23 protein-coding genes and 1 pseudogene are annotated in these 26,406 nt (G+C 65.4%); 7 read left to right on the top strand and 17 right to left on the bottom strand.

Annotated elements, in window-relative coordinates:
* Nucleotides 1-56: 56 nt before the first annotated feature.
* Nucleotides 57-1,625: pseudogene (locus AC1DRO_RS20230) on the top strand (MFS transporter); the annotation flags it as partial.
* A gap of 66 nt (nucleotides 1,626-1,691) precedes the next feature.
* Here the strand turns inward: AC1DRO_RS20230 and AC1DRO_RS20225 are convergent.
* From AC1DRO_RS20225 to AC1DRO_RS20215, 3 genes are all read right to left on the bottom strand, one after another.
* Nucleotides 1,692-2,171, bottom strand: a complete 480-nt coding sequence (locus AC1DRO_RS20225) for a Dps family protein (RefSeq protein WP_028275324.1) — start codon at nucleotides 2,169-2,171, stop codon at nucleotides 1,692-1,694.
* Nucleotides 2,172-2,337: 166 nt separating this feature from the next.
* Nucleotides 2,338-2,865 carry a hypothetical protein gene (locus AC1DRO_RS20220; RefSeq protein WP_476952201.1) on the bottom strand — a complete coding sequence of 176 codons (528 nt, stop codon included), beginning with the start codon at nucleotides 2,863-2,865 and terminating at the stop codon, nucleotides 2,338-2,340.
* Nucleotides 2,786-3,019 (bottom strand): hypothetical protein, encoded by a 234-nt coding sequence (locus AC1DRO_RS20215; protein ID WP_476952200.1) that lies wholly within the window; start codon nucleotides 3,017-3,019, stop codon nucleotides 2,786-2,788. The genes AC1DRO_RS20220 and AC1DRO_RS20215 overlap by 80 nt, the downstream gene beginning before the upstream one ends.
* Before the next feature lie 409 nt (nucleotides 3,020-3,428).
* On the opposite strand from AC1DRO_RS20215, the gene AC1DRO_RS20210 reads away from it, so the two are divergent.
* Entirely contained in the window at nucleotides 3,429-4,595 is a 1,167-nt protein-coding gene (locus AC1DRO_RS20210) for a cytochrome P450 (RefSeq protein ID WP_476952193.1), read from the top strand.
* A gap of 14 nt (nucleotides 4,596-4,609) precedes the next feature.
* Here the strand turns inward: AC1DRO_RS20210 and rox are convergent, their stop codons facing one another.
* The 5 genes from rox to AC1DRO_RS20185 form a co-directional block, all read right to left on the bottom strand.
* A complete protein-coding gene (rox, locus tag AC1DRO_RS20205; RefSeq protein WP_476952199.1) occupies nucleotides 4,610-6,070 on the bottom strand; it encodes a rifampin monooxygenase in 1,461 nt (486 codons plus the stop codon).
* 79 nt (nucleotides 6,071-6,149) lie between these two features.
* The gene (locus AC1DRO_RS20200) at nucleotides 6,150-6,614 is read right to left on the bottom strand and encodes a phage tail protein (protein WP_476952192.1); all 465 of its coding nucleotides are present in this window, start codon (nucleotides 6,612-6,614) and stop codon (nucleotides 6,150-6,152) included.
* Nucleotides 6,615-7,047: 433 nt separating this feature from the next.
* Complete coding sequence (locus AC1DRO_RS20195) at nucleotides 7,048-7,593, bottom strand: AMIN-like domain-containing (lipo)protein (RefSeq protein WP_476952198.1); 546 nt, start codon at nucleotides 7,591-7,593, stop codon at nucleotides 7,048-7,050.
* A 317-nt stretch (nucleotides 7,594-7,910) separates the two neighbouring features.
* A complete protein-coding gene (locus AC1DRO_RS20190; RefSeq protein WP_018775830.1) occupies nucleotides 7,911-8,213 on the bottom strand; it encodes a DUF4193 domain-containing protein in 303 nt (100 codons plus the stop codon).
* A gap of 193 nt (nucleotides 8,214-8,406) precedes the next feature.
* Nucleotides 8,407-8,901 carry a GyrI-like domain-containing protein gene (locus AC1DRO_RS20185; RefSeq protein ID WP_476952191.1) on the bottom strand — a complete coding sequence of 165 codons (495 nt, stop codon included), beginning with the start codon at nucleotides 8,899-8,901 and terminating at the stop codon, nucleotides 8,407-8,409.
* A 232-nt stretch (nucleotides 8,902-9,133) separates the two neighbouring features.
* On the opposite strand from AC1DRO_RS20185, the gene AC1DRO_RS20180 reads away from it, so the two are divergent.
* The 4 genes from AC1DRO_RS20180 (at nucleotide 9,134) to AC1DRO_RS20165 (ending at nucleotide 14,311) form a co-directional block, all read left to right on the top strand.
* Nucleotides 9,134-10,159, top strand: coding sequence for a nitrilase-related carbon-nitrogen hydrolase (locus AC1DRO_RS20180; protein ID WP_476952190.1), 1,026 nt, complete (start codon nucleotides 9,134-9,136; stop codon nucleotides 10,157-10,159).
* Nucleotides 10,156-11,199, top strand: a complete 1,044-nt coding sequence (locus tag AC1DRO_RS20175; RefSeq protein ID WP_476952189.1) for an agmatine deiminase family protein — start codon at nucleotides 10,156-10,158, stop codon at nucleotides 11,197-11,199. Before AC1DRO_RS20180 ends, AC1DRO_RS20175 begins: the two co-directional genes overlap by 4 nt.
* Entirely contained in the window at nucleotides 11,196-12,764 is a 1,569-nt protein-coding gene (locus AC1DRO_RS20170; RefSeq protein ID WP_243182223.1) for an APC family permease, read from the top strand. Before AC1DRO_RS20175 ends, AC1DRO_RS20170 begins: the two co-directional genes overlap by 4 nt.
* 227 nt (nucleotides 12,765-12,991) lie before the next feature.
* Nucleotides 12,992-14,311 carry a hypothetical protein gene (locus AC1DRO_RS20165; protein WP_476952188.1) on the top strand — a complete coding sequence of 440 codons (1,320 nt, stop codon included), beginning with the start codon at nucleotides 12,992-12,994 and terminating at the stop codon, nucleotides 14,309-14,311.
* A 93-nt stretch (nucleotides 14,312-14,404) separates the two neighbouring features.
* On the opposite strand, the gene AC1DRO_RS20160 is transcribed toward AC1DRO_RS20165, so the two are convergent.
* The 8 genes from AC1DRO_RS20160 to speB all read right to left on the bottom strand — a co-directional run bounded on the left by AC1DRO_RS20160 (nucleotide 14,405) and on the right by speB (nucleotide 24,420).
* Complete coding sequence (locus AC1DRO_RS20160) at nucleotides 14,405-15,910, bottom strand: APC family permease (protein ID WP_476952187.1); 1,506 nt, start codon at nucleotides 15,908-15,910, stop codon at nucleotides 14,405-14,407.
* A 169-nt stretch (nucleotides 15,911-16,079) separates the two neighbouring features.
* Nucleotides 16,080-16,958, bottom strand: a complete 879-nt coding sequence (locus AC1DRO_RS20155; protein ID WP_476952186.1) for a polysaccharide deacetylase family protein — start codon at nucleotides 16,956-16,958, stop codon at nucleotides 16,080-16,082.
* A 48-nt stretch (nucleotides 16,959-17,006) separates the two neighbouring features.
* Complete coding sequence (locus tag AC1DRO_RS20150; protein WP_476952185.1) at nucleotides 17,007-17,930, bottom strand: NAD-dependent epimerase/dehydratase family protein; 924 nt, start codon at nucleotides 17,928-17,930, stop codon at nucleotides 17,007-17,009.
* Nucleotides 17,931-17,968: 38 nt separating this feature from the next.
* Entirely contained in the window at nucleotides 17,969-18,727 is a 759-nt protein-coding gene (locus AC1DRO_RS20145; protein ID WP_476952184.1) for an SDR family NAD(P)-dependent oxidoreductase, read from the bottom strand.
* 108 nt (nucleotides 18,728-18,835) lie between these two features.
* Entirely contained in the window at nucleotides 18,836-20,131 is a 1,296-nt protein-coding gene (locus AC1DRO_RS20140; protein WP_476952183.1) for a D-arabinono-1,4-lactone oxidase, read from the bottom strand.
* Nucleotides 20,132-20,159: 28 nt separating this feature from the next.
* On the bottom strand, nucleotides 20,160-21,662 hold the full coding sequence (locus tag AC1DRO_RS20135; protein WP_476952182.1) for an aminobutyraldehyde dehydrogenase: 1,503 nt from the start codon (nucleotides 21,660-21,662) through the stop codon (nucleotides 20,160-20,162).
* Nucleotides 21,663-21,762: 100 nt separating this feature from the next.
* A complete protein-coding gene (locus AC1DRO_RS20130) occupies nucleotides 21,763-23,235 on the bottom strand; it encodes a purine-cytosine permease family protein (RefSeq protein WP_476952181.1) in 1,473 nt (490 codons plus the stop codon).
* A gap of 180 nt (nucleotides 23,236-23,415) precedes the next feature.
* Nucleotides 23,416-24,420: an agmatinase gene (gene speB, locus AC1DRO_RS20125; RefSeq protein ID WP_243182253.1), complete on the bottom strand. Its 1,005-nt coding sequence runs from the start codon at nucleotides 24,418-24,420 to the stop codon at nucleotides 23,416-23,418.
* A gap of 210 nt (nucleotides 24,421-24,630) precedes the next feature.
* On the opposite strand from speB, the gene AC1DRO_RS20120 reads away from it, so the two are divergent.
* The gene (locus tag AC1DRO_RS20120) at nucleotides 24,631-26,175 is read left to right on the top strand and encodes a PucR family transcriptional regulator (RefSeq protein WP_476952180.1); all 1,545 of its coding nucleotides are present in this window, start codon (nucleotides 24,631-24,633) and stop codon (nucleotides 26,173-26,175) included.
* Here AC1DRO_RS20120 and AC1DRO_RS20115 read toward each other — a convergent pair.
* The coding region (locus tag AC1DRO_RS20115; RefSeq protein WP_476952179.1) for an L-serine ammonia-lyase, iron-sulfur-dependent, subunit alpha at nucleotides 26,156-26,406 on the bottom strand (251 nt) is incomplete at its 5' end. The genes AC1DRO_RS20120 and AC1DRO_RS20115 overlap by 20 nt on opposite strands.

Below are 26,406 nucleotides of genomic sequence, written 5' to 3'. Positions count from 1 at the left end.
TGCCTGCCCGCCCGCGCATTTCTTAACTATACCGTCCAGACGGTACAGTTATGCTCATGAGCATTTCATCGATCACCGTAGCCACCAGCACTCCTGCGGCCACCGGGCCCCGGGCTCCGTGGCGTGACTGGGTGGCGCTGGCCCTGCTGATGTTCCCCGTCCTGCTCGTGGCCGTGGACAACACCGCGCTCACGTTCGCCCTGCCGGCCATCGCCAGCAGCCTGACCGCCTCCGGCGTCGAACTGCTCTGGATCGTCGATGCCTATCCCCTGGTTCTGGCCGGACTCCTGGTCGCGATGGGTTCCCTGGGCGACAGGATCGGCCGGCGCCGGCTGCTGTTCGTGGGCAGCGCGGGCTTTGCCGCGGTGTCGGCCGTGACGGCGTTCGCGCCGAGTGCGGAGTGGCTGATCGCCGGCCGCGCCGGGCTTGGCCTGTTCGGCGCCATGCTCATGCCGTCCACGCTGTCGCTGATCCGGAACATCTTTCCGCAGCCCAACAGGCGCAGGCTGGCGGTGGCGATCTGGGCCGCCGGCTTCTCCGGTGGCGCCGCCCTCGGCCCGATTGCCGGCGGCTGGCTGGTGGAACACTTCTGGTGGGGCGCCGTCCTGCTGGTCGCGGTGCCGATCATCGTGCCCCTGCTGCTGCTCGGCCCGGCGCTGATCCCGGAATCCCGCGATCCGAAGCCGGGCCGGGTGGACGTGCCCAGCATTGCCCTGTCCCTGCTGGTCATGGTGCCGGTGGTCTACGGGATCAAGGCCCTCGCCACCCACGGGCCGGCTCCCGAGGCCTTCGCGGGCATCGGAACCGGCCTGCTCATGGGCTATGTGTTCATCCGGCGGCAGCGCAACCTGGCCAGAGGCCACAGTGCAGCCCAAAGGACAGACCACAGCACCGCGCCGATGCTCGACGTCAGCCTGTTTGGCAACCGGATCTTCAGTACGGCCATTGTGGCCAACGTCCTGGCACTGTTCTCCTTCAACGGCTTCATTCTTTTCCTGGCCCAGCACCTGCAGCTGCTGGAGGGCCAGTCCCCCTCGGCCTCCGGCATCGCCATGGTCCCGGCCCTTATCGCCACAGTTGTAGCGGGGCTGCTGGTGGTCCCGCTGGTGCGCAAGGTCCGGCCCGGCTTTGTGGTGGCCGGCGGCCTGCTACTGAGCGCGGCGGGCTATTTCCTGGTGGCCTTCGGCGACCACAGCCGGGGCCCGTCGCTGCTCCTTGCCGCCCTGCTGGTGCTCTGCCTGGGGGTGGGGGCCGCGGAGACGATCTCCAATGACCTGATCCTGGGCGCGGCGCCCGCCGACAAGGCAGGTGCAGCCGCGGCCATCTCCGAGACCGGCTACGAAGTGGGGTCCCTGCTGGGCACGGCGATTCTCGGCTCAATCCTGACGGCCTCCTACCAGGGCAACCTCCGGCTTCCGGCGGGCGTGTCCGAACTCGCCCCGGCCGCGGCCACCCGACAGGCCGGTGAAACCCTGGCCGGCGCTGTGGATCTGGCCCGGATGCTTCCGGCGCCCCTGGCCGAGGCGGTGACGGCGGCCGCGCGCACCGCCTTCGACTCGGGCGTGCACGTCACGGCGTCAATTGCGCTGGTCCTGATGTCCGGGGCCTGCGTCCTTGCCGCCGTCGCGTCCGGCGCCGGGTATCCTCCCGGCGCCGGACGCTGCTGTTTAAGGGCTGGTGGGAGCCGGTCCCTACTTGCTGTCGGGGGTGGTCACGCTGGCCGTGGCCCGCATGGTCTCGGCATTCACCATCCAGGCGTACTGCTCAAACTTGGCGATGAACTCGTGCAGCAGATCCGCGGTGGTGGGATCTTCCTCGTCCACTTCGTCATGGACCTTGCGCATGGTGCCGACGGCCGCCTCCAGCGCGGCGACAATCCGCTCGATGGCGTCCTTCGTGTTGATCAGGCCCTTCGGGAACTCGGCCAGCGCTGTGGATTTGGAAACCGTGGAGCTTCGGCCGTCCGGGAGGGCGTGGAGGGCACGCATGCGCTCGGCGAGGTCATCCGCGAATCCCCGGGCGGCGTCGATGATCTCGTCGAGCTGGAGGTGAAGGTCCCTGAAGTTGGTCCCGACGATGTTCCAGTGTGCCTGCTTGCCCTGAACGTGGAGTTCGATCAGGTCCACCAGTACTGCCTGCAGGTTGGTCGTCAATGTGGGTGATGCTTTCATGAATCCTCCTCGATAGAACCGGTGCCGTGCGGGCCGCGCATGCCATTGCTGGCACCCCGGCCGATGCTTCCGACGCTACCGCAGCGCGGCGCCGGGCCGCGATGCTTCTGGGAGGAATTTCTCGGTCAGCTTACTAAGTCGGCTTACTAACCGTTTTTGGGGCGGTTTAGACGGCCTCGTTGAGGATGGGCCCACGCGGGAACACGGCCCGCGTGATGAGGCCGGAGGTGGATTCGGACAGCTGGGCGAGGTAGTCGTTGCGCCGCCTCGGGGTAATCCTGGACTGGGGCTGGAACGGCTGCTCGGGGTCGTCGGCGTAGTGGGCGCTCAGGCCCTCTCGCATGAGCCGGATGGCTTCCGAACGCTGCTGGGACACCGCTGCGTGCGTGGATCCGAGTTCCGCGGCCAGGTCTTTGACCGTGCGGTCGCCGAAGCAGATCTCCTCCACCACGTAGCGCATCCGTTCCGGGAGGGATTTCACGGCGGCCCGAAGGCACGGGAGGCGCTCGTCCGCGAGCACGGAGTGTTCCGGGGTGAGGGTTTCGGCGGCCAGGGTGTCCACCACGAAGGCTTTTTGTCCGAGGCTCTGCCGGCTGACGATGGTCAAGGCACGGTCAGCCCGGCGCCGTCCGGTGCCCTTGCCCAGCCGGCGGTGCAGGAACCCCATGAGGCCAAGCACCGCGCCCAGGGCCACGACTACCCGCGGCCCGAGGATCAGTGTCCGGGCCTTCAGTCCGGACCAGGCTGAGGGGATAGCCGGTGATGGCCGGAAAGTCCCGGGCCTTGCTCAGGATGTATGCCCGGTACTCCGCGGTGAGCTCGACCACCTCGGCGAGGCTTTCGAGCACCACGTAGGCGGCACCGTCGAGCGTCCCCAAGTGCGTATCCGGTATCCGGGCTCTCGTGGATGCGTTCAATGAGGTCCGGATTGACCGCGAAGCGCGTTCCGTTGAGGCGTGTGGCGACGATCATGGGCCGATGCTGCCCTGTGAGGGGAAGGGTGTTCTCCTCCGTACTGTCCGCAGCCGGGGCCCCTTCGTTAGGCGCCGTCGTCAGGCGCCTTGCCAACGTGCCGGTGCCCGGGGGCGGCCGGCGCAGCAACATTCCCCGTGCCAAGGCCGCCGCGCGGTATTAGGGTGGGATCTGACGGGGCCACCCGGCCCGCCCCGTTGGACGCCTGTTCCAGCGCAGTTCGTCCCGTGCAGTTGGTCCAGTGCCAGGAAACGACGGCCGCCCGCCTCATCAGGAAGGCCAGTCATGGCGCCATTTCCGGATTTTGAGCAGCCGTTGAACCCGTTTCCCCGCTACGCAGCCATGCGGGACAGTGAACCCGTTTTCCAGGACCCGGACACCGGCGTCTGGCACGTGTTCCGCTACGACGACGTGCAGCGGGTCCTGTCCGAGCACGCCACTTTTTCTTCCCGGATCGGCGGGGACAACCCCTCCGAAACGGGCCAGCTCTTCGCCGCCAGCCTGGTCAACACGGACCCGCCGCGGCACCGCCAGCTGCGTTCGCTCGTGACGCAGGCGTTCACGCCGCGGGCAGTCGAAGCGCTCGCCCCGCGCATCTCGGAACTGACCGACGAGTTGCTGGAGCCGGTGGTGGCCGGCGGCGCCACGGACCTGATCGAACAGCTCGCCTATCCGCTTCCGGTGATCGTGATCGCCGAACTCATGGGCATTCCGGCCTCTGACCGGGACCGGTTCAAGCTGTGGTCCGACGTGATAGTGAGCCAGACCCGCCCGGGCGCCGACGATTCCGTCCACACGGCAGCCAACCGGGAAATGGCGGAGTACTTCATGGGCATGATCGAGGACCGGCGGCACCGGCCGGGCAATGATTTGATCAGCGCGCTCCTCGCGGCCGAGATCGACGGGCAGAAGCTCAGCCCCATCGAGTTGCTGGGATTCTGCAGCCTGTTGCTCGTGGCGGGAAATGAGACCACCACTAACCTGATCGGCAATGCGGTGCTGTGCTTCACCGAATCACCGGGCACGGCGGAACGCCTTGTTGCCGAGCCTGCCCTGCTCCCGCACGCCATCGAAGAGGTGCTGCGCTACCGCTCCCCCGTCCAGTCCATGTACCGGCTTTCAGCCGTCGACACGACCGTGCGCGGCCGCACCATTCCGGCAGGCTCGCCGATCATTGCCTGGATCGGTTCGGCGAACCGCGACGGGGAGCAGTTCCCGAGCCCGGACGAGTTCGACGTCGAACGCTCACCCAACCGTCACCTCGCCTTCGGGCAGGGCATCCATTTCTGTCTGGGGGCGCCCCTGGCGCGGCTGGAGGCCAGGATCGCGCTGGAGGCCGTGCTCTCACGGCTGCCGGGGCTTGCGGTAGACCCCGACGCGCAGTTGGAGCGGATGGAAAGCATGATCGTCTACGGGGCGAAACAGCTTCCCGTGACCTGGCAGGCTGCCTGACGGCGGGCACGGCGTCAGGGGCGGCGATCGTGATCGTCTCCGGCGCCCTCGAGGGCGGCCCCGAACCATGTCGGCAGGTGGTGGAGCAGGTCGTCCTGGTCGTCGCCGATCCATACGACGTGGCCGTCCGGCCGGAGCAGGACCGCGGGCGCGTCCAGTTCCCCGCTGGCGTCCGCGACGTGGTCGATCCGATCCGCCCATCCTGCCACGGAGAGTTCGCCGGTCTGGTCCAGCAGGAGCCCGCGGCCTTTGCGGGTGAGTTCGTAAAGACGGCCCCGCGACAGGGGAATGTCGCGCAGTCGCCTGCCGAGCAGCTCGGGTCCTTCGCCGAAGTCGTAGCGGACCCCGATCGCGGTGATCTTCTCGGCCAGGAAACGTCTGACGTCCTCGAAGTCCATCAGCTCGCTCAGCAGCCGCCGCACGGCCTGCGGGCCGGGCTCGGTGGACAGCAGCTCGCTCTGGGCGCGGGTGATGGTCAGCACGCCTTCGGCGACCGGGTGACGCTCGGTGTAATAACTGTCCAGCAGCCCGTCAGGCGCCCACCCTTTGACCTCGGCGGCGAGCTTCCAGCCGAGGTTGAAGGCGTCCTGGATGCCGAGGTTCAGTCCCTGCCCTCCCAGTGGCGGGTGGACGTGCGCCGCATCGCCGGCGAGCAGAATACGGCCCACCCGGTATTGCTCGGCAAGCCGGGTGGCGTCGCTGAAACGGGTCAGGGAGCGTGGTGAGTGGACGCCGAAGTCGGTGCCTGCGAACGCCCGCAGCTGCGTCCGGAACTCCTCCAGGGTCGGCGGGACCGAGCGGTCCTCGGCCACGGCCGCCGCGGGCACGACGGCGCGGTACAGGCCGTTTCCGGCGGGGCCTATGCCGAACCCCTTGTGGGTCTTGCGCACCTCCTCGGCCACCGCGGCCAGCTGGCCCGGCGCCGCGGTCACCTCCACCTCGCCCAGGAGCCACTCGGTCTTGGCCGGCTCGCCGGGGAAGCCGATGCCGAGCAGTCTGCGCACCAGGCTGCGTCCGCCGTCGCAGCCGACCAGCCAGCGCGAGCGCAGCCGTGTGCCGTCAGCGAGTTCGACGCTCACCGCGTCCTCGTCCTGCTCGACCCGTGCCACCTCGCAGCCGCGGCGGATCTTGGCGCCGAGCTCACCGGCGCGCTCGGCCAGCAGGCGATCGGTGACCGGCTGGGGGATGCCAAGGACGTAGCCGTGTGCGGTGTCCAGGTTCACCGGCCGGGGCTTGTCGATCCCGGCGAAGCGACCGACGCCGCCGGGATACTGCTGCCCGTGGGCGAGGAACCGGTCCAGCAGCCCGCGCTGGTCCATGATCTCGATGCTGCGCGGGTGCAGGCCGAGCGAACGGACCGCCTGGCTCGGCTCCGCGTCCCTCTCCAGCACGAGCACGTCCACGTCGTGCAGCCGCAATTCGCTGGCCAGCATCATCCCCGTCGGGCCGCCGCCGCTAATGATCACGTCGAAAATATGGAACCCCAATCCCAGAAACTCACTTCCCGGATTGCCCGGCTGCGTGCCGCACCCTGAATGCGGGGGGTGAGCCCGATCAGTACTCGCCCTTGATCACGAAGTAGGAGCCGCGAATAACGCCCGCCAGCTTCGACTTTTGGCGGGCGAACTTGAAGCGCGGCGCCAATTCCTCCGGAACTTCCATGCCGTCGGCAAGTTTGAACCCCACCGCTCTCTTCCCGCCGTCCTCGATGCTGTACATGACGTTGACCGACAACCCCGACTCGTAAAAAACATAGGCCATCCGAAAACCGTCGACTTCGAAGGCGGTCGCCTCCAGCGGGCGGGAGCCGATCACGATCTCGCGTTCATCCCGGAGGATGCGGCTCACCCGGTCAACCACGTCAGGAACTTCGCTCGCGGGGCTCACGGTGAAGGTGTGGCCGTACTTATTCCGGAAATAGCGGGCCTCGTTGGCGCGCAACCCGGCGAGGGCCTCGGAGACGGGGGATGATTCCAAGCCGGCGGTAGAAACGGTCTCAAAGTCAACGATGTACGGCATGTGCCCTCCTGGACAGACGTGTTGGGACCAATGCTAACGCGACGACGTGCTGCCGGACGTCGGAACGCAGGCGCCCCTTTGCCGCCCCTGCGGGCACGATGCGCCGGATGGAAGTCAGGTTGGACTGCTGTTCCCAGGCATCGCGGATCTGGACGGTCTTACCCGGCACGGGGGCGTCGATCGCCTTGCCGTTGCCCAGATGCCCAGATAGATGGAAATGTGGTTGCCGCCGAAGCTCACCCGGAGGTCTCCGGGTTTCGCTTCGGCGGGGGACGCCACATGGCCCCGATTATTCTCAACCGCGCCACCGGGCACTGCACCCAGCTGGTGCTCGACGACGGCCGGGAATCCCGCTCCGGGCCGAGCTCAACTCGCTCAAGCCGACCCGCCCGCCAAGGCGCGCGGCCCTGCCTTGCGACCGGCTTCACCAGCCTCACCAGAAATGGGCCACGTCCACCACGAACCGGGACCCGGTGCCCGGCCCGGGCAGGGCCAGGACCCGGAACGGCAGCCGGGCGCGGGCCCCCAGCCCAATGGTCGAATAGCCCTCGAAGCTGCCCGCCCACGCCACCTGCCGGAAGGTCTGGTAGCCGGTCACGTCAGCCAGTTCATTCTTGTTCGGCGGGTTGTAGGTGGGATTGCCGGCGTCGTCATATGCGGGTGCATTGACCGTGAGCTGAATGAAGGCCTGGCCCCGCAGCGGGACCGGCAGGCCGGACCCGTCCTGCACCACCGCGGGTACGTAGCGGACGCTGTAGCCGGCCACGGGGCCGTTGAGGTCAATGACCAGCCGGTCAAAGCAGTAGTGCTGACCGGTGCGGACGTTCACCACCTTGGCCTGGCTCATGGCCGGATCCATTTTGCTCAGCGACCCCCAGGCCAGTCCGCAGTACGGGTCTGCGGCGGCCGGCGCCGGTGCAAGAATCCCGAGCGCGGCGGCCATCAGAACAGCCGCGAGCAACGCGTTGACCTTTTTCAACTGGATCTTCAACTGGGTCTTCTTCAAGGCCGCCACCCCCTGGTGCTGCCTGACCCTTGGGCTGGCGGAACAGTCAGCGCAGGCCAGACGCTTTCAGCGTAGGCGGGGCCGGCCCGGCGGGCGAGGTCCTCCGCAGTTTCGGCGCCCAACCGTTAGCGTGGCCCGTTGCTGGTCACGGACGGATTGCACGGACCCAGCTCGTGAAGATCGTTCACGAACTGATAACACCGTCAGCCGCAGGCGTGGCCGGGAACGGCGAAGCGCCGGCACCCTCGCGGGTCCGGCGCTTCGTACGGCCTGTCAGTTGCCGGAAGGTTTTAGCCTTCGCAGTCGCGGCAGTACTTCATGCCGTTCTTCTCAAGGGCCACCTGGGACCTGTGCCGGACCAGGAAGCAGGAGGAGCAGGTGAATTCATCGGACTGCTCCGGAACAACAATGACCGTCAGCTCTTCGCCGGACAGATCCGCACCGGGAAGATCAATGCCTTCAGCGGTGTCGTTCTCATCGACGTCGATCACAGCGGTCTGCGCGCCGCCGCCGCGGGACGCCTGAAGGGCCTCCAGCGACTCAGCGGGAGATTCTTCTTCTGTCTTGCGTGGGGCGTCGTAATCGGTAGCCATATCGGGGTTCACTTTCGTTGCTGCGCAGCGCCATTTCAGGCACCTCAGTGAAGCAGTTTAGGACATTATGCATGGAGTAGAGCAATAGTGTGGCCTATCAGACAGAATGAGTCGGACGGGCCCTGGAAACCCGGGCAGCGGCCCCCGGCCGGGGCCCATCCGCGCGGCGGTCGGGCCATTCGGGTGCGGCATTTCAGTCGACCGGCCAGACCACGAGCGTCTGCCACTTCGCTGGATCGGGTTCGACCCCGGGATCGGTGAGGTAGTACTCCCACATTGCTCCTCCCGGGCTCGCGCCGTCCTGCCGCATCCGCGCCATGATCGCGCCGTAAGTACGCTGCAGTGATTCGTAGGGACCGATGTGCATCGCCTCGTAGGCCTGGCCTGCGGGGAGGGTGCCGGCGACAACCGCCGTGTCCGCGCCACTGGGGTTCGTGAAAGGCGCGGCGAGGGGGAACCCCGCCTCCACGTCGACGACGTCGGTCGGCATGCCGCGGTACAGCGCGAACGGGGGCCCGGCCAACTGGACATGTTGCTCCTGCACCGCACCCATGACGGCGGCGAAGGCACGGCCGAAAAAATCCCGCAACGCGTTCATCGGGACTGTCTCATGCACCACCGCCGTGGGCTGTTCCTTGAGTTGGGCGGCCCTGATGTCCGGGGCCGGCCCCGGGTTCGTTTGAGTCATACCCCAGACTCTGCCGCGACTAATCCACGGTCTAGGGCCTTACGGCCCGCGCCCCCAGGGGAGGTCCGCGCCGCGGGAAGGAGCGGTCCGGCTGCCGGCCTTGGACGGCGCAGGGTTCACCCCGAATAAATAAATGAACTTTATTCATATTAGGTCTTGCCCCGTGGGGCCATCGCCCTCAAACTAAATGAACAACGTTCATTAATGTGACGCCCGTCTCACTGGAGTAGCCATGATCGAAATCACGTCCCTCGACACCCCGCCCTCCCTGGCCCGCACGCTGCCCTCCAGCCGGCCGGCACTGCGGATCGGCGTCGTGCAGCATCGCTGGCATCCTGACGCCGCGGCCCTGCACGCCGAACTGGACGAAGGCATCGGGCGCGCCGCCCGGCTGGGAGCCGCCGTCGTCTTCCTCCCCGAGCTCACACTGTCCCGCTACCCCGCGGACACCCTTCCCGAAAATGACGCCGCCCGCGGCGGGACTACGCGCCCGCGGCCCTCGGACATCGCCGAGGACCTGTTCACCGGCCCCACGTTCCGGTTCGCGGCGGACGCGGCCCGGAGGCACGGCATCTGCGTCCACGCTTCGCTGTACCAGAAGGCGGAGAACCCGGACGGCACAGACGACGGCCTGGGCCTGAACACCGCCATCCTGGTGTCCCCCGGAGGCGAACTCCTGGCCCGTACCCACAAGCTCCACATTCCCGTCACGGCCGGCTACTACGAGGACAAATTCTTCCGCCAGGGCCCGGACGGCGACGATGCCTACGAGGTCCACTCCCCCGCCGAACTCGGCGGCGCACGGATGGGCATGCCCACCTGCTGGGACGAGTGGTTCCCGGAGCTGGCGCGGATCTACTCCCTCGGCGGCGCGGAACTCCTGGTCTACCCCACAGCCATCGGCTCCGAGCCGGACCACCCCGACTTCGACACCCAGCCGTTGTGGCAGCAGGTCATCGTGGGCAACGGCATCGCCAACGGGCTGTTCATGGTGGTCCCCAACCGCTGGGGCAGCGAGGGCACGCTGAACTTCTACGGTTCCTCCTTCATCTCCGATCCCTACGGCCGGATCCTCGCCCAGGCACCGCGGGACGAATCCGCGGTCCTCGTCGCGGACCTCGACCTCGACCAGCGCCGGGACTGGCTCACGCTTTTCCCCTTCCTGGCCACCCGACGCCCGGACACGTACGGGCGGCTGACCGAACCGGTACGTCCCGACGCCCCGCTCGGCGCCGACACCAGCAAGGCCACCGCATGAGCGCGTGGCGGATGCCGTCCGAAACGGCGCCCCAGGACCGTGTCTGGATGGCGTTCCCCACCGGCGGCTACACCCTGGGCGAAACAGCGGCAGAAGCCCACGCCGCGCGCTCCGTCTGGGCCGCCGTCGCGAACGCCGTCGTGGAATTCGAACCGGTCACCATGCTGGTGGCGCCGGCGGATGTGCAGACCGCGGCGGACTACCTCCACCCGGATATCGAGGTGGTCCCCGCCGCGCTGAACGACGCCTGGATGCGGGACATCGGCCCCACGTTCGTCCTCGACGACGGCGGCCGGCTCGGCGCCGTCGACTGGGTCTTCAACGGCTGGGGCGGCCAGGACTGGGCCGCCTGGGACAAGGACGCGATTGTGGCGTCGGCCGTCGCGGCCCGCTCGGGGGCCAGCCACCTTGTCTCGCCGCTGGTGAACGAGGGCGGCGGCATCCACGTCGACGGCGAAGGCACGGTCCTCGTCACCGAGACGGTCCAGCTCGATCCGGGCCGCAACCCCGGGCTCAGCAAGGCCGACGTCGAAGCCGAGCTGGGCCGGACCCTGGGCGTGAGCCACGTCGTCTGGCTTCCCCGCGGCCTGACCCGGGATTCGGAACGGTTCGGCACGCGCGGCCACGTCGACATCGTTGCGGCCATCCCGTCCCCGGGCACCGTGCTGGTCCATTCCCAGCAGAACCCGGCACACCCCGACTTCGAGGTGTGCCGGGACATCATCAGCCACCTCGCCACCACCCGGGACGCGGCCGGCCGCGAATGGAACATCATCGAGGTCCCCGCCCCGGCAACCCTGACGGATGAGGAGGGGTTCGTCGACTACAGCTACATCAACCACTTGGTGGTCAACGGCGGCGTCATCGCCTGCACCTTCGGCGACCCGATGGACGAAAAAGCCTTGCGCATCCTTGGCGACGCCTACCCCGGCCGCAGGATAGTCGGCATCGACGCCCGTGAGCTCTTCACCCGCGGCGGCGGCATCCACTGCATCACCCAACAGCAACCATCCGTCCCCCAGAAAAAAGGTCAGCAATGAGTCAGACTATCGGCCGCGAAGACGGCACCATCACGCACGACGTCGTCGATCCGGCCGGTTCCAAGCACGGCATCTCGGGCAAGGGGCTCAAGGGCGGCCAGCTGGGCCTGCTCGCCGTCGTCGTCCTCGGCATCTCCTCCGTGGCACCCGCCTACAGCCTGACCAGTTCGCTGGGACCCGCCGTCGGCGCCGTGGGCCTGCAACTGCCGGCGATCTTCATTGTCGCGTTCATCCCGATGATCCTGGTGGCGTTCGCCTACCGTGAGCTCAACGCCGATTCACCGGACAGCGGCACCACCTTCACGTGGGCCACGAAGGCGTTCGGCCCGTTCGTCGGCTGGCTGGGAGGCTGGGGTCTGCTGGCCGCCAACATCATTGTCCTGTCCAACCTGGCCGGCGTCGCGGTGGACTTCTTCTACCTCTTCCTGGCCCAGGTGTTCAACAACCCGGACCTCGCGGACCTGACCTCCAACACAGCCGTAAACATCGTGACGTGCCTGGTGTTCGTGGCACTGGCCGTCTGGGTCAGCTACCGCGGCCTGCACGCCACCAAGCTGGTGCAGTACACCATGGTCGGATTCCAGGTCCTCGTCCTGGGCATCTTCGTCGTCATGGCACTCACCCACGCCGCCTCGGGCGACTCGGGCACCGCGATCGCCTTCAGCTGGGACTGGTTCAACCCGATGAAGATCGGCAGCTTCGAGCAGTTCGCCGCCGGCATGTCACTGGCCGTCTTCGTCTACTGGGGCTGGGACGTCTGCCTCACCGTCAACGAGGAAACCAAGGGCGGCAAGGGTACCGCCGGCCGGGCAGGAACCACGACGGCGGTCGCCGTCCTGGCCCTATACCTCGTCGCGATCGTGGCCACCATGATGGTTGCCGGCACCGGAACCGACGGCATCGGCCTGAACAACCCGGACAACCAGTCGAATATCTTTGCGGCACTGGCTTCCCCCGTCATGGGCCCGCTGGCCATCCTGATGTCCCTGGCCGTGCTCTCCGGCACCGCGTCGTCCCTGCAGTCCACCATGGCCTCTCCCGCCCGCAGCCTGCTGGCGATGGGCCACTACGGGGCGCTGCCGCCGCGCTTCGCATCCGTCAGCAAGCGGTTCGGGTCCCCCGGTTTCGCAACGGTGATTGCCGGTGTGATCTCCGGCGGCTTCTACGCCGTCATGAAGGTAGTCAGCGAGAACGTCCTCAATGACACCATCATGGCCCTGGGCCTGATGATCTGCTTCTACTACGGCCTCACTGCCTTCGCCTGCACCTGGTACTTCCGGCATAGCCTGTTCTCCAGCGTCCGCAACTTCTTCATGCGGCTGCTGTTCCCGGTCCTGGGCGGCCTGGTCCTCACCGTGGTCTTCTTCCAGACCGCCGTGGACAGCTGGGCACCGGAATTCGGCAGCGGCTCGGAGGTCTTCGGCGTGGGCCTGGTGTTCATTCTGGGGATCGGCATCCTCGCCCTCGGCGTCGTGATCATGCTGGTCGCCGCGAAACTGCATCCGGGCTTCTTCCGGGGCGAGACCATCCGGAAGGACACCCCCGCTCTGGTGGTTCCGGAGTAGCCTCCCCGCAACGACCCGCCGGCCCGGGTGAACCCGGAGCCGGCGGGTTTTTGCGTGCGTGCGTGTCCCGCATAGCTGCCACCTCCCCATGCTAGATTCACGCTGTCTGCATTTCCGCGGGCTCTAGCGCAGCCTGTTCCGGGCGCGGCAATTTGGGGGAAATTTTTATGCTGCTATTCGACCGCGTCCGGCCTCTATCAATTCCGTTGTTCCTGGTTGTGGTCATAATGCTTTCCCTGACACCGCTTGCCCCCGCCTCCGCCGCGCCGGATATGACGACGGCGGTCAGTGCAGCGTCCGCCGCGCCGTTGACGACCGCCCCCGTGCCGACGGTCACGGGCACAAGAAAGGTCGGGTACACCCTGACCGCGGTCCCGGGCATCTGGGGTCCGGCACCCGTCACTCTGACGTATCAGTGGAAGGCGAACGGCGTCGTCATCATTGGCGCGACCGCCGCCACCTACAAACTGGCCGCGGCGCAGGCCGGCAAGGCCCTCACCGTCACCGTCACCGGAACCAAGACCGGCTACACCACCGCCGCGAAGACCTCGACCCCCACCGCGGCCATCGCCGCCGGCTCGCTCGGGCCGGCCCCGGTGCCGACGATCACCGGCATGACAAAAGTCGGCTACACCCTGACCGCAGTCCCGGGCACGTGGGGTCCAGCTCCCGTCATCCTGAAGTATCAGTGGAAGGCGAACGGCGTCGTCATCATCGGCGCGACCGCCGCCACCTACAAACTGGCCGCGGCGCAGGCCGGCAAGGCCCTCACCGTCACCGTCACCGGAACCAAGACCGGCTACACCACCGCCGCGAAGACCTCGGCCGGCACAGCGGCTGTCACGCCCGCGGGACCCGGCGTCGACGTGTCCTGGCCGCAGTGCGGCAAACCGCTGCCCAAGGGCCAGAGCTTCGCGATCATCGGCGTGAACAACGGCCTGGCAAACAACACCAACTCGTGCCTGACCACCCAGCTGTCCTGGGCCGCCACGTCCACCGGCGGGACCGGCCAGCCCCTCGTGGCCCTGTACGTAAACACCGGAAACCCCGGGACCGCCGGCTCCTGGTGGCCCACCAGCAACACCTATGCCGGGAAGACCGTGGCCAACCCGTACGGCCAGTGCACCAAGGGCTCGGTCGGCTCGGCGTGTTCCTATATGTACGGGTACGCCAAGGCTTACGACGACGCCACCATCCGCGGGGTCAAGAACCCGGCCTCCTACACCTGGTGGCTGGACGTCGAGACCGAAAACACCTGGTCAACGAACAAGGCCGCCAACAGGGCCGATCTGGAGGGCATGGCCGCCTACTTTGCCAGCATCGGCGCCAAAACAGGGCTCTACTCGACCGGCTACCAATGGGTACAGATCGTCGGCGCGGTGCCCTCGACCAGCAGCCTTTACGCCCAGCGAAGCTGGCTTGCCGGCGCGAGCTCCCTCCAAAACGCCAGCAGCATGTGTTCGGCAGCGCCGCTGACAGGCGGCGGGAAAGTCACCATGACCCAGTACATCTCGGGCGGCTTCGACTACAACAAGTCCTGCATCTGAGTTCCAGGCTCCGGCCAGCCGCGCCCCCATTTCCGGGCGTGAAAAACCCCTCCTCCCCGGCAAAATCACTGGGAAGGAGGGGTTCGTTGGGCCTCACGGCCCGACGTTCAGCAGTTCCGGGTCTGTCTCGGTCTCAGCCGCTGCCTCCGTCGCCAGGTGCGCGCCATTGCGCCGACGCAGACGCCTCTCCACCGCAAAACCCGCCAGGCCAAGGATCACGAATACCACAATCACTGCGTAGTTCTGGTACCAGGGCGCTTCCGGCTGCCGCGGCCATGCGATATTGACGATCTCAAAACCCAACCACAGCAGCGCCGCCAGGTTCACGACTGGGCCAAGAACTCCCAGGCTGAAGGGTCCGGCCTTCCACGCTCCTTTCAGCCGGACTATCAGCGCGGCCAGCACTGGGAATATGAAAGCCACGTAGAAGCCCGCCGTTGCGAAGGCAATAAGGGCGCCATACACCTGCGATGCCGACAGGGCAAGAACAATCATTGACGCGGCCGCGGAGACCAGGAGGGCGTTGATAGGCAGCCGGTCGGTCTTGCTGAGACGCTTCAGAACCTTGGCCGCAGGCAGGGCATCCAGCCTGGCGAATGCGAAAATCGATCGCGATACAGCTGCCTGGAGCGCCACCGTCCCGGCGATGAATCCCAGGACGATGGTTACCAGGAGAGGTTTGGTGATTCCCTCGCCAAGGTTGGCAGTGAGGGTTGTGGTAATCGGGTCCGGGTCTGCCCCCGACATGGCGGCACCAATATCCGGGATTGCGAGGAGCAGTGCCAGGCACGAAAACGTAATGACAGATGCCACCGTGATCAGGGACGTCAGCACTGCCCGCGGCACTTTGCGTTCGGGAGACCGGACTTCCTCGGCAATGGCACCCGCACTTTCAAAACCCACAAACGACCAACCGATGATTGCCACCGCGGCAAGAAACGGCCCAAAGACATATGCGGTGGTGTCCGGCGCGGTTCCGAAAGACTCCAGGATCGTGCTGAGGGAATTTCGGCGATGGAAGATGATCAGTACCAACCCGACTCCCAGACTGGCAATGACCTCGCACACGATGCTCACGGTCACCAGCAGGCTCAGCCATTTCCGTCCGGCGGAGTTGGCTATGGTACTCGCCAAGAGGATGACGGCGCCCAGCACGATTTTCGTCGTCGTGTCAGGCTGCTCAATGCCGAGCAGCGAGGCAAGAAATGTGCCACCACCGAAGGCTACAGCGGCAACTGTGATGATAAGCGTCCAGATGTAGGCCCATCCTGCGTACCAGCTGTAGGTGTGCCCGAGAAGGGACCTGGACCAAAGGCAGACCCCGCCGGCAACAGGCCAACGTGAAGCGAGCTCGGCAAGTACGGCTGCAACCAGGGCCTGGCCCAAGAGGACCACCAACAGACCCCACCAGAAGGCCGGTCCTGCGGCCATCAGGGCCAGGCCAAATACTCCGTACAGGCCGATGATGGGCGACATGAAGGCAAACGCCAAAGAGAAGGAGGACCAGAACCCCATCTCCCGTTTGAGTTGGAGGGATTCAGGATTAGGCGTCTGTGTTGGACCAGGTGCGTCCGACAACAGCTGGGACGGGGAGTTCATTGCGATGAGCCTTCTTTCGCTGGGACGGTCTTAGGGGGTGAAGCTTCACGGCGCGCGGCGGGCGTGGCTGATGAGCGGCCCAGGGCTTCGCCCTGGGCCTGTTGTGTTTTGGGATCACCAATGTTCGCCGTGTTGCACAGCTCAGTTGTCCGGATTCAGTAGTCCGGATTCAGTACTCCGGATAGAGCTCCGCGGACGCTGTCACTGGATTGAGGGGCTCGGCAATCAATGCAGGGTCACCGAGTGCCGCGTCCGCGAGCGCCTCGCACGTCGAGAAGCGGACGTCGCCTCGTTCAAGCGCAGTTTCGACAACGGTCCGCAGCGCCTCCAGCCGTCCTGCCCGCCCCGTGAGGAACGGGTGGCAGGTGAGCATGAATAGGGCACCATGACGTCGCATTGCGTCGATCTCGTGAATCCACATGTCCGCCACGACCAGTGGCGACTGGATGATTTCCCCGATCTTGGGTTCCGGAAGGAAGGCATACTGCTCCCAGTCATCCAGGCTCCAATGTGGAGGGAGTTCCGCGACTGTCCCTGAGGGGGTTTCAATGAGGTACGGGACGTCCGCATCCATCAGGCTGGAATCGTATTTCAACCCGTATTCAGCTACCAGCGCCGGCGTCTGCCACGAGGGCTCCCACATTGCGGCGCGATGCCCCTTGGGAGAAATGCCGAAACGCCCGAGTGCGGCAAGCGCCAGATCGAAGTCAACGCGTTCGTCGTCGAAACTCATGTTCACCGCCGTGCGGTGGGTGTGTGAGTGGTGCGCGATCTCATGACCCGATTCCAGGACCTGTTCCACCATGTGGGGATATCGCTCCGCGGTGACGCCTGGAATGAAGAATGTCGCCGGCTGCTGCACATCCTTCAACATCTGGAGAATCCGGGGAACACCCACCTTGGGTCCGAACGCCTGGTGAGTCATCGCCATCGCATTGTCGGCATGGCGGCGGCCGGCGGCCAGGATCGGGGACTCGGCGTCGACGTCGAAAGTTAGCGCGGCAACGCACGCCGCCCCCTGCCTCCAGCCGTTTGTATCGAAGGTCATGATCGCGCCTATCAGAAGAATCAGGAGAAATGGGTCAGGAGAAAAGGCTCAGAAGTCATGGGTGGAGAGCCAGTCGGCGTAGTCGCCGAGGGCCCGCTGCAGCGGCCAGGCCGATTCGTAGCCGAGATCCGCGGCTGCGGAAGCGATGCTGAAGTGGCCCTGCAAGTCCAGGGTTGGATCGGTCCCGGGCCCGATCTCCACGGTGGCGTCCGGGAATGCGATTCGAACTTCTTTGACGACGTCGCTGAGTGTCCAGTACTCGCTGCCGGAGATGTTGTAGGCCAGGGGCCTGGCCGAGGCCGTTTCTGGTGCCTGGACTGCCGCCAGTATGGCAAGAGCGACGTCGCGGACGTAGACCAGGTTGTAGCGGTGGTCGGCCCCGTGGTCCTGTGAGAAGGAACCGTCGCGGACAACGCCGCGCATGATGTCCCGCATGACTTCATCCATGCGGTTTCCGGGTCCGTAAACCTGGCCGATGCGCAGGGAGATGACGTCGATTCCATACCTGTCGCCGTAGACCTGTCCGAGCCATTCCCCGGTAACCTTCGTCACGGCGTAAGGCGTCGTCGGATTTACCGGCTCCGATTCGAGAACGACCGGTGCTGAGGTCTTGCCGTACACGCACTCCGAAGAGAAGTTGATGATCCGTTTGACGCCGTGGAGTCGGGCCGCCTCGAAAACCGCCACCGTTCCCTCGACGTTGGCAGCGAACGTGGCCAGGGGAAAGCTCAGGGAATAGGTCGGGTGGGATATGGCGGCGGTATGGACGATGGTGTCGACGTCGTGCTCCTTGAATACCTCGAGGAGACGAGGGATATCAAACAGTTCGCCCTGGACGGAAACGACGTCGGGGCGTGGCGCCTCGATGAAATCCCGGTTGTAGCTGACCGTTCGATGGCCGGCGTCGGCGAGTTCGTTGACTATGTGGCGTCCGGTGAATCCGGCACCACCTGTGACCAGCACAGAGCTCATGTGATTTTGCCTTTCAGTACATGCGTTGGATGTGGGATTCAATGCCCGAGGGGGAACGTCGTGGTTCGGCCACCGTCGACGACAAGGTTTGTTCCCGTGACATATGAGGATTCAGGACCCAGGAGCCACAGCGCAGCGGCTGCAATCTCCTCAGGGAGGGCGAATCGGCCAAGGGGTACGGAAGCTTCGTCTCTGGCGCGTTCTTCTTCGTTCGCGAACTCGGCCGCAAGCATCGGGGTATCTGTCGTGCCCGGCGACAGTGCGTTGACCCGGACGCCGGCCGGTGCGAGTTCGGCGGCCAAAGACCGCATCATCGAAAGCACGCCGCCCTTGGTGGCGGTGTATGCCGTGTAGCCTGCCTGGCCGACGAGTGATAGCTCGCTGGCAGTGCAGACGAGCGAGCCGCCGCCGTTGGCTGTGAGCGTTCGCGCCGCTGCCCGGGCGACGTGGAAAGTGCCGGTCAGGTTCACCCGGATCAGCCTCTGCCACAGCTCGTCGGACGTTTCGGCGATCGGCGCAACACTGGAGATTCCTGCGGCGTTGAAGGCTCCGCTCAGTGCTCCGAGTTCTGCTTCCGCCTGGGCGAAGGCGCTGTCGACCTGCAGGGACTCCGACACGTCGGCTTCGAGGAAGATCACAGGGCCGGACAGTTGGCGTCGTGCGTCTTCAAGCAACCGGTCGGGGAGCCCGACGGCGGCGACCTTCGCCCCTTGGGCCAGAAGGGCCCGAGTGGTCGCTAGACCGATGCCGGAGCTGGCTCCGGTGACGAGGTAGGCCTTGTCCTGAAAATGGCTCATTTCTTCTCTTCCCGCATTCCGCATTGGTTGTGGCAAGGCGGGCAGTATGCCCCCGGTCACGATTCGGGGGCATACGCCGGAATTGCCGGTTTAGCCTGGCCAGCTGATTTAGCCGACGAGGGCCCGCGTGTGGTCGTTGAGGAACATGCCGCGGGGGTCGAATTCCCGGCGGATCTGGATGAAAGTGTCGAGCTCCGGGTAGAGACGCTCCAGCCGGCTCCTGGTCATGAAGTGGATCTTGCCCCAGTGCGCACGTGGCTCGAATTCCTGCAGCACCGCATCCGCATCCCGGAAGAAGGGCCAGTAGTCTGTCCCAGGTTCGGTGGTCAGGGTGATGACGGTGGTGTCGCGTCCTTGGAACTGGGACATGTAGCCTTCGTCGGCTTTCACCCAGCGGACCTCAACGGGGTACTTCTGGTCGGAATGCCTGGTGCGGATCAGCTCCTGGACAGCCTCGACGGCCGCCAGGCCGTGTTCGCTGGGAACGAAGTACTCGAGTTCATGGAACGGTGTGGTGAATCCGCCCGGGTAGATGCGGTACGACCGGTCCAGCCGGGCACCTTCGATGCGGGAAATTTCACGCTCGTCCTTGACCTCGGCGATGTTGTACCGCTTGGTGTAACTGCGGTTTGCCATGCTCTGGCCGGGCGATCCGGGCAGGTCCAGCAGCTCACATGAATCGTCATCCGGGCACCAGAGGAACGAGTAGTGCCGGTTCCCGTCGATGTCGGCCTGCCAGGTTGCCGCGGTCTCGGCCCACGTGGGGTAGGTAATCTCCTCCTGCAGGTAATAGCGGTCCTCGACCGCCAGTTCGACCTCGAGGAAGATTCCGAGCGTCCCCAGGGCGACCTGGGCGGCCCTGAGTTCGCGGAGCTGCCCTTCACCGATTTCGACGATTTCGCCGTAGCCGTTGATCAGCCGGACCCAGCGCAGTGCCGATGAGAAGCTGCCCAGGTTCTTTCCGGAGCCGTGGGTGCTGGTCGCGAGTGCCCCGGCGATCTGCTGTTTGTCGATGTCGCCTTGGTTGCCCAGTGCCAGCCCCTGGTCCCACAGCACATCGCCAAAGGCGTTGATGGTGGTGCCGGCCAGGGCCCTCGCACGGCGCCGCATGAGGTCGGTTCCGGTGATGGCCGAGAGTGCGGACATGTCCATCAGGACGCCGCCGGTCTGAACAAGCGGAGAGGACGAATGCCCTGAGCCGACCGCGCGTACGGGCAGTCCTTCGCGGATGGCGAACCGGACGGCGTCGAGCGCCTCCTGTTCATTCCGCGGCCGGACGGTGAAGGCCGGCGTGGCGCTCTGGTTGCCGCCCCAGTTGGTCCAGGTTACGTCAGTCCCGAAGGGAGCGGACGGGGTTGCGGCGCGCGCCGCCGACGCGGAGTGGGGATGATTCGTGGTGGTCATTGCTGAGCTCCGATCCTGGTCTTAAGGCTCATGCGCCGTGGTTGATCATGACGTGCTTGGTCCGGGAGTAGTCGTCCAAGGCATACAGCGAGAGGTCGCGGCCGTAGCCGGATCCCTTGAATCCGCCCCACGGAACCTCGCAGGCCAGCACCAGGTGTGAATTGACCCAGACGGTGCCGAAATCGAGCTGCTTCGGAACTCTGAGCGAGAGGCTCGAATCCCGGGTCCATACCGAGGCGGAAAGGCCGTAGGGGCTCTCGTTGGCCCGGGTAATGGCCTCTTCGGTGGAGCTGAAGGACTCGACGGTGACGACGGGGCCAAAGATTTCGTGGGTGGCAATGTGCGCCCCGGCCGGTACGTTGCTGATCACTGTGGGTTCAATGAAGTAGCCGGGACCCTCCAGGGCAGAGCCGCCGATGGCCACCTGAAGGCCGGCAGCCTTTGCCTCGGCGAGCGATTCCTTCACGCGTTCGAAGTGGGGGCGCGAAATCATGGGACCGATTTCGACGTCGTCCCCTGCGCCCGGAGCGCCGACGACGAGGGTGCTGACTTCACGTACCAGGTGCTCGGTGAACTCCTCAGCTACGGACTCGTGGACCAGCACGCGGCAGGCGGCGCCGCAGTCCTGGCCGGCATTCCAGAAGCCGGCGTTTCGCACGCCGGCGGCGGCCGCGCGGAGGTCGGCGTCGGGGAAGACAACAACCGGGGCCTTACCGCCGAGTTCCAGATGGACTCGCTTGACGGACCTGGCCGCGGTCTCCGCCACTGCCTGTCCGCTGACGACGCTTCCCGTCAACGCAACGAGGGCGACATCAGGGTGTTCGGAGAGTCGCTGCCCAACGGTTCGGCCCTTTCCCGTCACGACGTTGAGAATGCCGTCGGGGATGCGTCCGGCTACAAGTTCTGCCAGCTTCAGCGTCGACAACGGAGTCTGTTCCGAGGGCTTGAGGACGATGCTGTTTCCGGCGGCCAGGATGGGCGCGATCTTCCAGGCAGCCATCAGCAGCGGGTAGTTCCAAGGGGTGATGACGCCTACGACGCCGACGGGCTCCCTGAGGATGACCGAGGTGTGTCCGGTGGCGTAGTCGCCGCCTGCCATGGAGGTCAGTGTGCGGGAAGCTCCGGCCATGAACCGGAAGGTGTCGACGGTGCTGGAGACATCGTCCTCCGCGACGGTCCGCGGTTTACCGGTGTTGGCGGACTCGATGATTTCGAACGCTTCACGGTTGGCTTCAATGATGTTGGCGATCAGGGAGAGCACCTCGGACCGTTCCTTTGGTGTCGTGGCGCCCCAGGACTTCTGGGCCGCCACGGCCGCCTCAACCGCGACGTCCACATCCGAGGCTGTGCCTGCCTGCACCGATGAGATGACCTGCTCCGTGGTGGGATCTACGACGTCGATGAGCCGGGTCGAGGAACCGGGAACAAACGCTCCACCGATGAAGTGTCCCGCCGGAGGCAAGACGCTGGCACAGCTTTGCTCCGCGGAAGAGCGTCGGACGGTGAACTGCTCGAGGTTGGTGAGTGTCATGGTATTTAGCCTTTGCTTTCTGCGCCGGTCTCGGCGTCGGGAGTTTGTGTTGGGGGCGGGCGATATGCCCGCGGTGGGCGGTGCACGCCCGGGGTGGGCGTTACGCCCGCGGCGCCTCAATCAGGTCAGTTGCGAAGGCAGGCGACTGAAAGAGGGCTGCTTCCGCGTTCTTCCGGAACACCCGCGCCGCAAAGTAGTACAGGGGTGCAACGACCACCAGGCCAACAATCCAGGAGACGTCCACGCCGTTCATCGCTGCGGCAATGGGGCCTGTGAACATCGCTGTTGCCGAGAACGGAACCTGGATCAGTGCGCCGGCAACATAGGCTCCGATCGCAACCCAGTTGAAAGTTCCGTACACCCCGCCGTCGCGCTTGAAGAAGTCTTCAACCCGGTAGTCGCCGTGACGCAGGAGGTAGTAATCGACCAGGTTGATGGCCGTCCAGGGAACCAGGACGTACATCAGGAAGGAGAGGAAGTTCGTGTAGAAGAAGATGAAATTGTCGCGGGCGAACAGTGCGATCGAGAGGGCGAGGGTGAAGAGGAGGATCGCCGCAATGGTCCGGGTCTTGGCGTGGGGCAACCAGGTCGGCCTGAACGTCTGCCCAATGGTGAGCGTGCACAGGACCCCGCAGTAGAGGTTCATGGCGTTCGACGCCGCAACGCCGAGGCAGAAGATTCCGATGATCACCATGGTCCATGGACCTAGCATGGCTCCCAGGCTCCCGACTATTTCGACGCTGCTGCCATCGCCGATCAGTGTCAGGGCAAGCGTTCCCACCAAGGCACCCAACACCATCGGGAAGAGTGTTCCCAGGACGCAGCCCGAGTAGGATGCCCAGAACGCCGGGCCCGAGCCGGTGCCCTGAGGCATGTAGCGGGAGTAGTCCGAAACATAGGGAGCGTAGGCGAGCTGCCAGAGGGCGGAGACGGAGATGGTGGCCATGAAGCCAACCCAGTTGAAGTTTCCCTGGTCCAGGAAGCTGGCCGGCAATCCGTGGACGGCCAAGATCCAGATGAAGGCCAGCACCAGCGCCAGACCGGCCACGATGCTCAAGATGCGTGCATAGGCGTGGATGAGCCGGTAGCCGAAGATGGTGGCAACGACGCTCAAGACGCCAATGATAATGATGCCTGCGTCAACACTGATGCCCGGGCTGACCGCGGCCAGTGCCTGACCGCCAAAGACGAGATTCGCCGCAAAAAACCCGACGTACATGACCACCACGATGACAACGATCAGCAGCGCCCCGTACGAACCGAATTGGCCGCGGGTCTGAATCATCTGCGCCACGCCCAGCTGCGGACCTTGGGCCGAATGCAGTGCCATGAAGATGCCACCGACAAGGTTTCCAATGATGATTCCGACGATGGCGGGCACAAAGCTGAGCCCGAACACCGTGGTCGCGAGTCCCCCGGTCACGATGGTCATGATCATGATGTTGGACCCGAACCAGATGGTGAAAAGGTCCCGTGCTTTGCCGTGGCGTTCGTCGGCGGGGATGGGCTGAATCGTCTTGTCTTCGAGCCGGGGCACCTCGGCCGCGACGGCTTGAGTGGGGTGCGTGCTCATGATGCGTTCCTGGAGTTCATGGGAACCTCTTTGTTCTGTCCCGGCACTTCGTCGGGCACGGGATCTGATGTATCAATCATTCGTGACTTTTGTCACAGTGGAAATCCGGCGATTGAATAGACGCCGTAAACCTGTTCGTACATATGTACAAAGCAGGCGCGATGCCCAGCCCTTTGTGGCTCAAACGGTGGCGGCTTGCAGCTCTTGGGCGACGTTGGCGGAGGCCTTGCTGCGGTTCACCATCAGGGCGAGGAGGTCGAAGACGAGGGTCGCCGCGGCAAGCGTGGTGATGTCTGCGTGGTCGTAGGCCGGAGCGACCTCGACGACGTCTGCGCCCACGATGTTGATGCCGTCCAGTCCGCGGAGCAGGGCCAGCAGTTCGCGGGAGTGGAGCCCGCCCATCTCGGGAGTGCCGGTGCCCGGCGCGTAGGACGGGTCGAGGACATCGATGTCGATGGAGACATAGACCGGGGTGTCGCCCAGCCGCTCTTTGACGCGCTGGATCGCGGCCGGAACCCCGATGACGTCCAGATCCGAGCAGCGGATGATCTGGAAGCCGAACTCGTGGTCGCGGAGGAAGTCGTTGCGGTCATAAACCGGGCCGCGGATGCCCACGTGCATCGACTTGTCTTCGACGAGAAGGCCCTCTTCGAAGGCCCGGCGGAAGATGGTTCCGTGCGTGACCGGCTGGTCGAAATAGGTGTCCCACGTGTCCAGGTGTGCGTCGAAGTGGAGCAGGGCCACCGGACCGTGGACCTTGTTCAGCGCCCGCAGCATCGGGAGCGCGATGGTGTGGTCGCCGCCGATAGAGATGAGCCTCTTGCCGGAGCCGGCGTCGCCGAGGAGCGGGAGGGCCTGCTCCTCGATCTCGCGGACTGCACGGCCGATGTCGTAGGGGGTGCAGGCGATGTCACCCGCGTCAACAACCTGGGCTTCGTACACAGGCTCGACGTCGAGCTCCGGGTGGTAGCCGGGGCGCAGGAGCCGCGACGCTTCACGGACAGCGGCCGGACCGAAGCGGGCGCCCGGGCGGAAGGAGGTACCGCCGTCGAACGGGACACCGACAATCGCAATGTCATAGTCCGGCACGCGGTCGATCTGAGGAAGCCGGGCAAAGGTTCCCAGGCCCGCGTAGCGAGGGACTTTTGTTGCGTCGACGGGGCCGATTGGCTTGTGCGTGGTCATGACAGGGGTCCTCCAGTTGCTTGGGTTCAGCCGGCCTGGCAGATGTCCTTCTCTGAGCTGAGCTTCTGCGCCGGTTGAGGTCTATGCCTTAACTATTAGTGATCGGCGTCACGCGGTACATGCGCCGATTGACTACAAATAACCGAGGGGCTTATACATGTGTATAAGCGGCTTGGGGATGGCCTCCGGACATACGAACAGGAATCACACATGGCGATCACCGTGGCCGAACTGCTGGCCGAACCCCAGCTGGGCCTGACCCTGCTGGCGGGCTCCGCGGGCCTGGGCAACCGGGTCACCTGGGCCCACACCTCCGACCTCCCGCGCTTGTGGGAATGGATCACCGGCGGCGAGCTCATGATGACCAACGGGCTCTCCATTCCCGCGGATCCCGACGGGCAGGTTGAGCTGGCCGAGGCACTGGTCAACGCAGGTGCCAGTGCCCTGGCGATCGGCGAGCAGATGCATGCCCCTGAGCTCCAGCCCCAGTTCCTCGAAGCCTGTGACCGCCTGCCGTTGCCGGTCATCAACATCCCCTACCCGCTGCCGTTCATCGCCATCGCACGTTCGGTCGCGGAGTCTTCACTGCTTGAGGAGTCCCGCAGACTGCGTCAGACGGCCCGCATCTATGACTTGCTGCGGCTGGCGGGGCCATCTGAGAACCAGTGGCTAAGCCTGATCCTGGGCATCGAAGCTGAACTCGACGCCAACCTCTTCGTGGTTGATCGACGCTGCCTGCATGCCTGGCATCCGGGAGGCCAGTCGCTGCCGCCGGACCTCAGGCAGCAGCTTGAACCGCTGACCAGCAAGTCGCCGGTCGCCAGCAAGAAGTTCCAGTGGCACCGTTTAGGGGACGGCAACCTCCTCATGATGGATATTCCGACTCACGCCAATGCGCTTCTGGTGGTGCTGCCGAAATCCGAACCACTCCCGGATGCGGTGGTGCTGCTCCATGCGGCCACAGTCCTTGGACTGGAGCTGTCGCGGACGGTACTGTCCCTCGAGAACCAGCGCCGGCTGGGTGCGGAGTTCCTTTTGCAGGCCTTCGACGGGCGCCTGGGCATCGCCGACATTGAAAGCCGGCTCCCTGAGTTCGGGATTTCGACACGGGAATTCCTCATCATCTCGATGTCGAGCGAGGACGGCGAGAGTCTGGCCGGGATCCACGTTGATCTTTGGCGACACGGGTATCCGACGGCGTGCCAGCGCAGGTTCAATACACTGCACTTGGCTGTCGCCTCAGACTGCACCGACGATCTTCTGCGGCATGCCGCCCCCCTGGACGTGAGGATCGGGATCAGCCGGCCTTCCGCGGCCGCTGGAACGCAGAGAGCTTTGCAGGAATCGATGTGGGCGCTTGGGACGGCATCGAGCACCGGCGAGCGGTTGGTCCGCTACGCCGAGGGACCCTCGTGGCTGGGGCTCACCAGCTTTGAGGAAGGGAACGCACTGGTCCAGCGGCTGCTCGGACCCATTTTCGAATACGAACAGGGAGAAAACGGGGACCTCATCCTGACGCTGAAGACGTTCCTTGACATGCAACGGTCCTGGCAGAAAACGGCGGCGGCCCTGTTCGCGCATCGGCAGACCATCATCTACCGCATCCGGAAAATCAGTGAGCTGACAGGCCTTGATATGACCGAAACCTCCACGCTGGCGCAACTCTGGTTTGCCCTGCAGATCCATGAAGCCATGGACCTCCAGGGCAATCCGCGGCGTCTGCCGACGGCTGAGGTCAGCACTCCACGACGTTGACGGCGAGGCCGCCCATGGCGGTTTCCTTGTATTTGGAGGACATGTCCTTGCCGGTTTCGCGCATGGTCACGATGACCTCGTCCAGGGAGACCCGGTGCGTGCCGTCGCCCCAGAGCGCCATTTTGGCGGCGTTGATGGCTTTCGCGGCGGCGATCGCGTTGCGTTCGATGCAGGGGACCTGGACGAGCCCGCCGATCGGGTCGCAGGTCAGGCCCAGGTTGTGTTCCATCG

The sequence above is a fragment of the Arthrobacter sp. P4_F11 genome (genome assembly GCF_056401395.1).
This window is presented reverse-complemented; position numbering and strand designations above follow the sequence as displayed.

Coding starts and splice junctions, on each gene's coding strand:
- AC1DRO_RS20140 (WP_476952183.1), bottom strand. CDS start 20,131: ATGACCACCACGAATCATCCCCACTCCGCGTCGGCGGCGCGCGCCGCA.
- AC1DRO_RS20170 (WP_243182223.1), top strand. CDS start 11,196: ATGAGTCAGACTATCGGCCGCGAAGACGGCACCATCACGCACGACGTC.
- AC1DRO_RS20135 (WP_476952182.1), bottom strand. CDS start 21,662: ATGACACTCACCAACCTCGAGCAGTTCACCGTCCGACGCTCTTCCGCG.
- AC1DRO_RS20120 (WP_476952180.1), top strand. CDS start 24,631: ATGGCGATCACCGTGGCCGAACTGCTGGCCGAACCCCAGCTGGGCCTG.
- AC1DRO_RS20210 (WP_476952193.1), top strand. CDS start 3,429: ATGGCGCCATTTCCGGATTTTGAGCAGCCGTTGAACCCGTTTCCCCGC.
- AC1DRO_RS20200 (WP_476952192.1), bottom strand. CDS start 6,614: ATGCCGTACATCGTTGACTTTGAGACCGTTTCTACCGCCGGCTTGGAA.
- AC1DRO_RS20130 (WP_476952181.1), bottom strand. CDS start 23,235: ATGAGCACGCACCCCACTCAAGCCGTCGCGGCCGAGGTGCCCCGGCTC.
- AC1DRO_RS20175 (WP_476952189.1), top strand. CDS start 10,156: ATGAGCGCGTGGCGGATGCCGTCCGAAACGGCGCCCCAGGACCGTGTC.
- AC1DRO_RS20150 (WP_476952185.1), bottom strand. CDS start 17,930: ATGAGCTCTGTGCTGGTCACAGGTGGTGCCGGATTCACCGGACGCCAC.
- AC1DRO_RS20145 (WP_476952184.1), bottom strand. CDS start 18,727: ATGAGCCATTTTCAGGACAAGGCCTACCTCGTCACCGGAGCCAGCTCC.
- AC1DRO_RS20190 (WP_018775830.1), bottom strand. CDS start 8,213: ATGGCTACCGATTACGACGCCCCACGCAAGACAGAAGAAGAATCTCCC.
- speB (WP_243182253.1), bottom strand. CDS start 24,420: ATGACCACGCACAAGCCAATCGGCCCCGTCGACGCAACAAAAGTCCCT.
- AC1DRO_RS20185 (WP_476952191.1), bottom strand. CDS start 8,901: ATGACTCAAACGAACCCGGGGCCGGCCCCGGACATCAGGGCCGCCCAA.
- AC1DRO_RS20225 (WP_028275324.1), bottom strand. CDS start 2,171: ATGAAAGCATCACCCACATTGACGACCAACCTGCAGGCAGTACTGGTG.
- AC1DRO_RS20165 (WP_476952188.1), top strand. CDS start 12,992: ATGCTTTCCCTGACACCGCTTGCCCCCGCCTCCGCCGCGCCGGATATG.
- AC1DRO_RS20180 (WP_476952190.1), top strand. CDS start 9,134: ATGATCGAAATCACGTCCCTCGACACCCCGCCCTCCCTGGCCCGCACG.
- AC1DRO_RS20155 (WP_476952186.1), bottom strand. CDS start 16,958: ATGACCTTCGATACAAACGGCTGGAGGCAGGGGGCGGCGTGCGTTGCC.
- AC1DRO_RS20160 (WP_476952187.1), bottom strand. CDS start 15,910: ATGAACTCCCCGTCCCAGCTGTTGTCGGACGCACCTGGTCCAACACAG.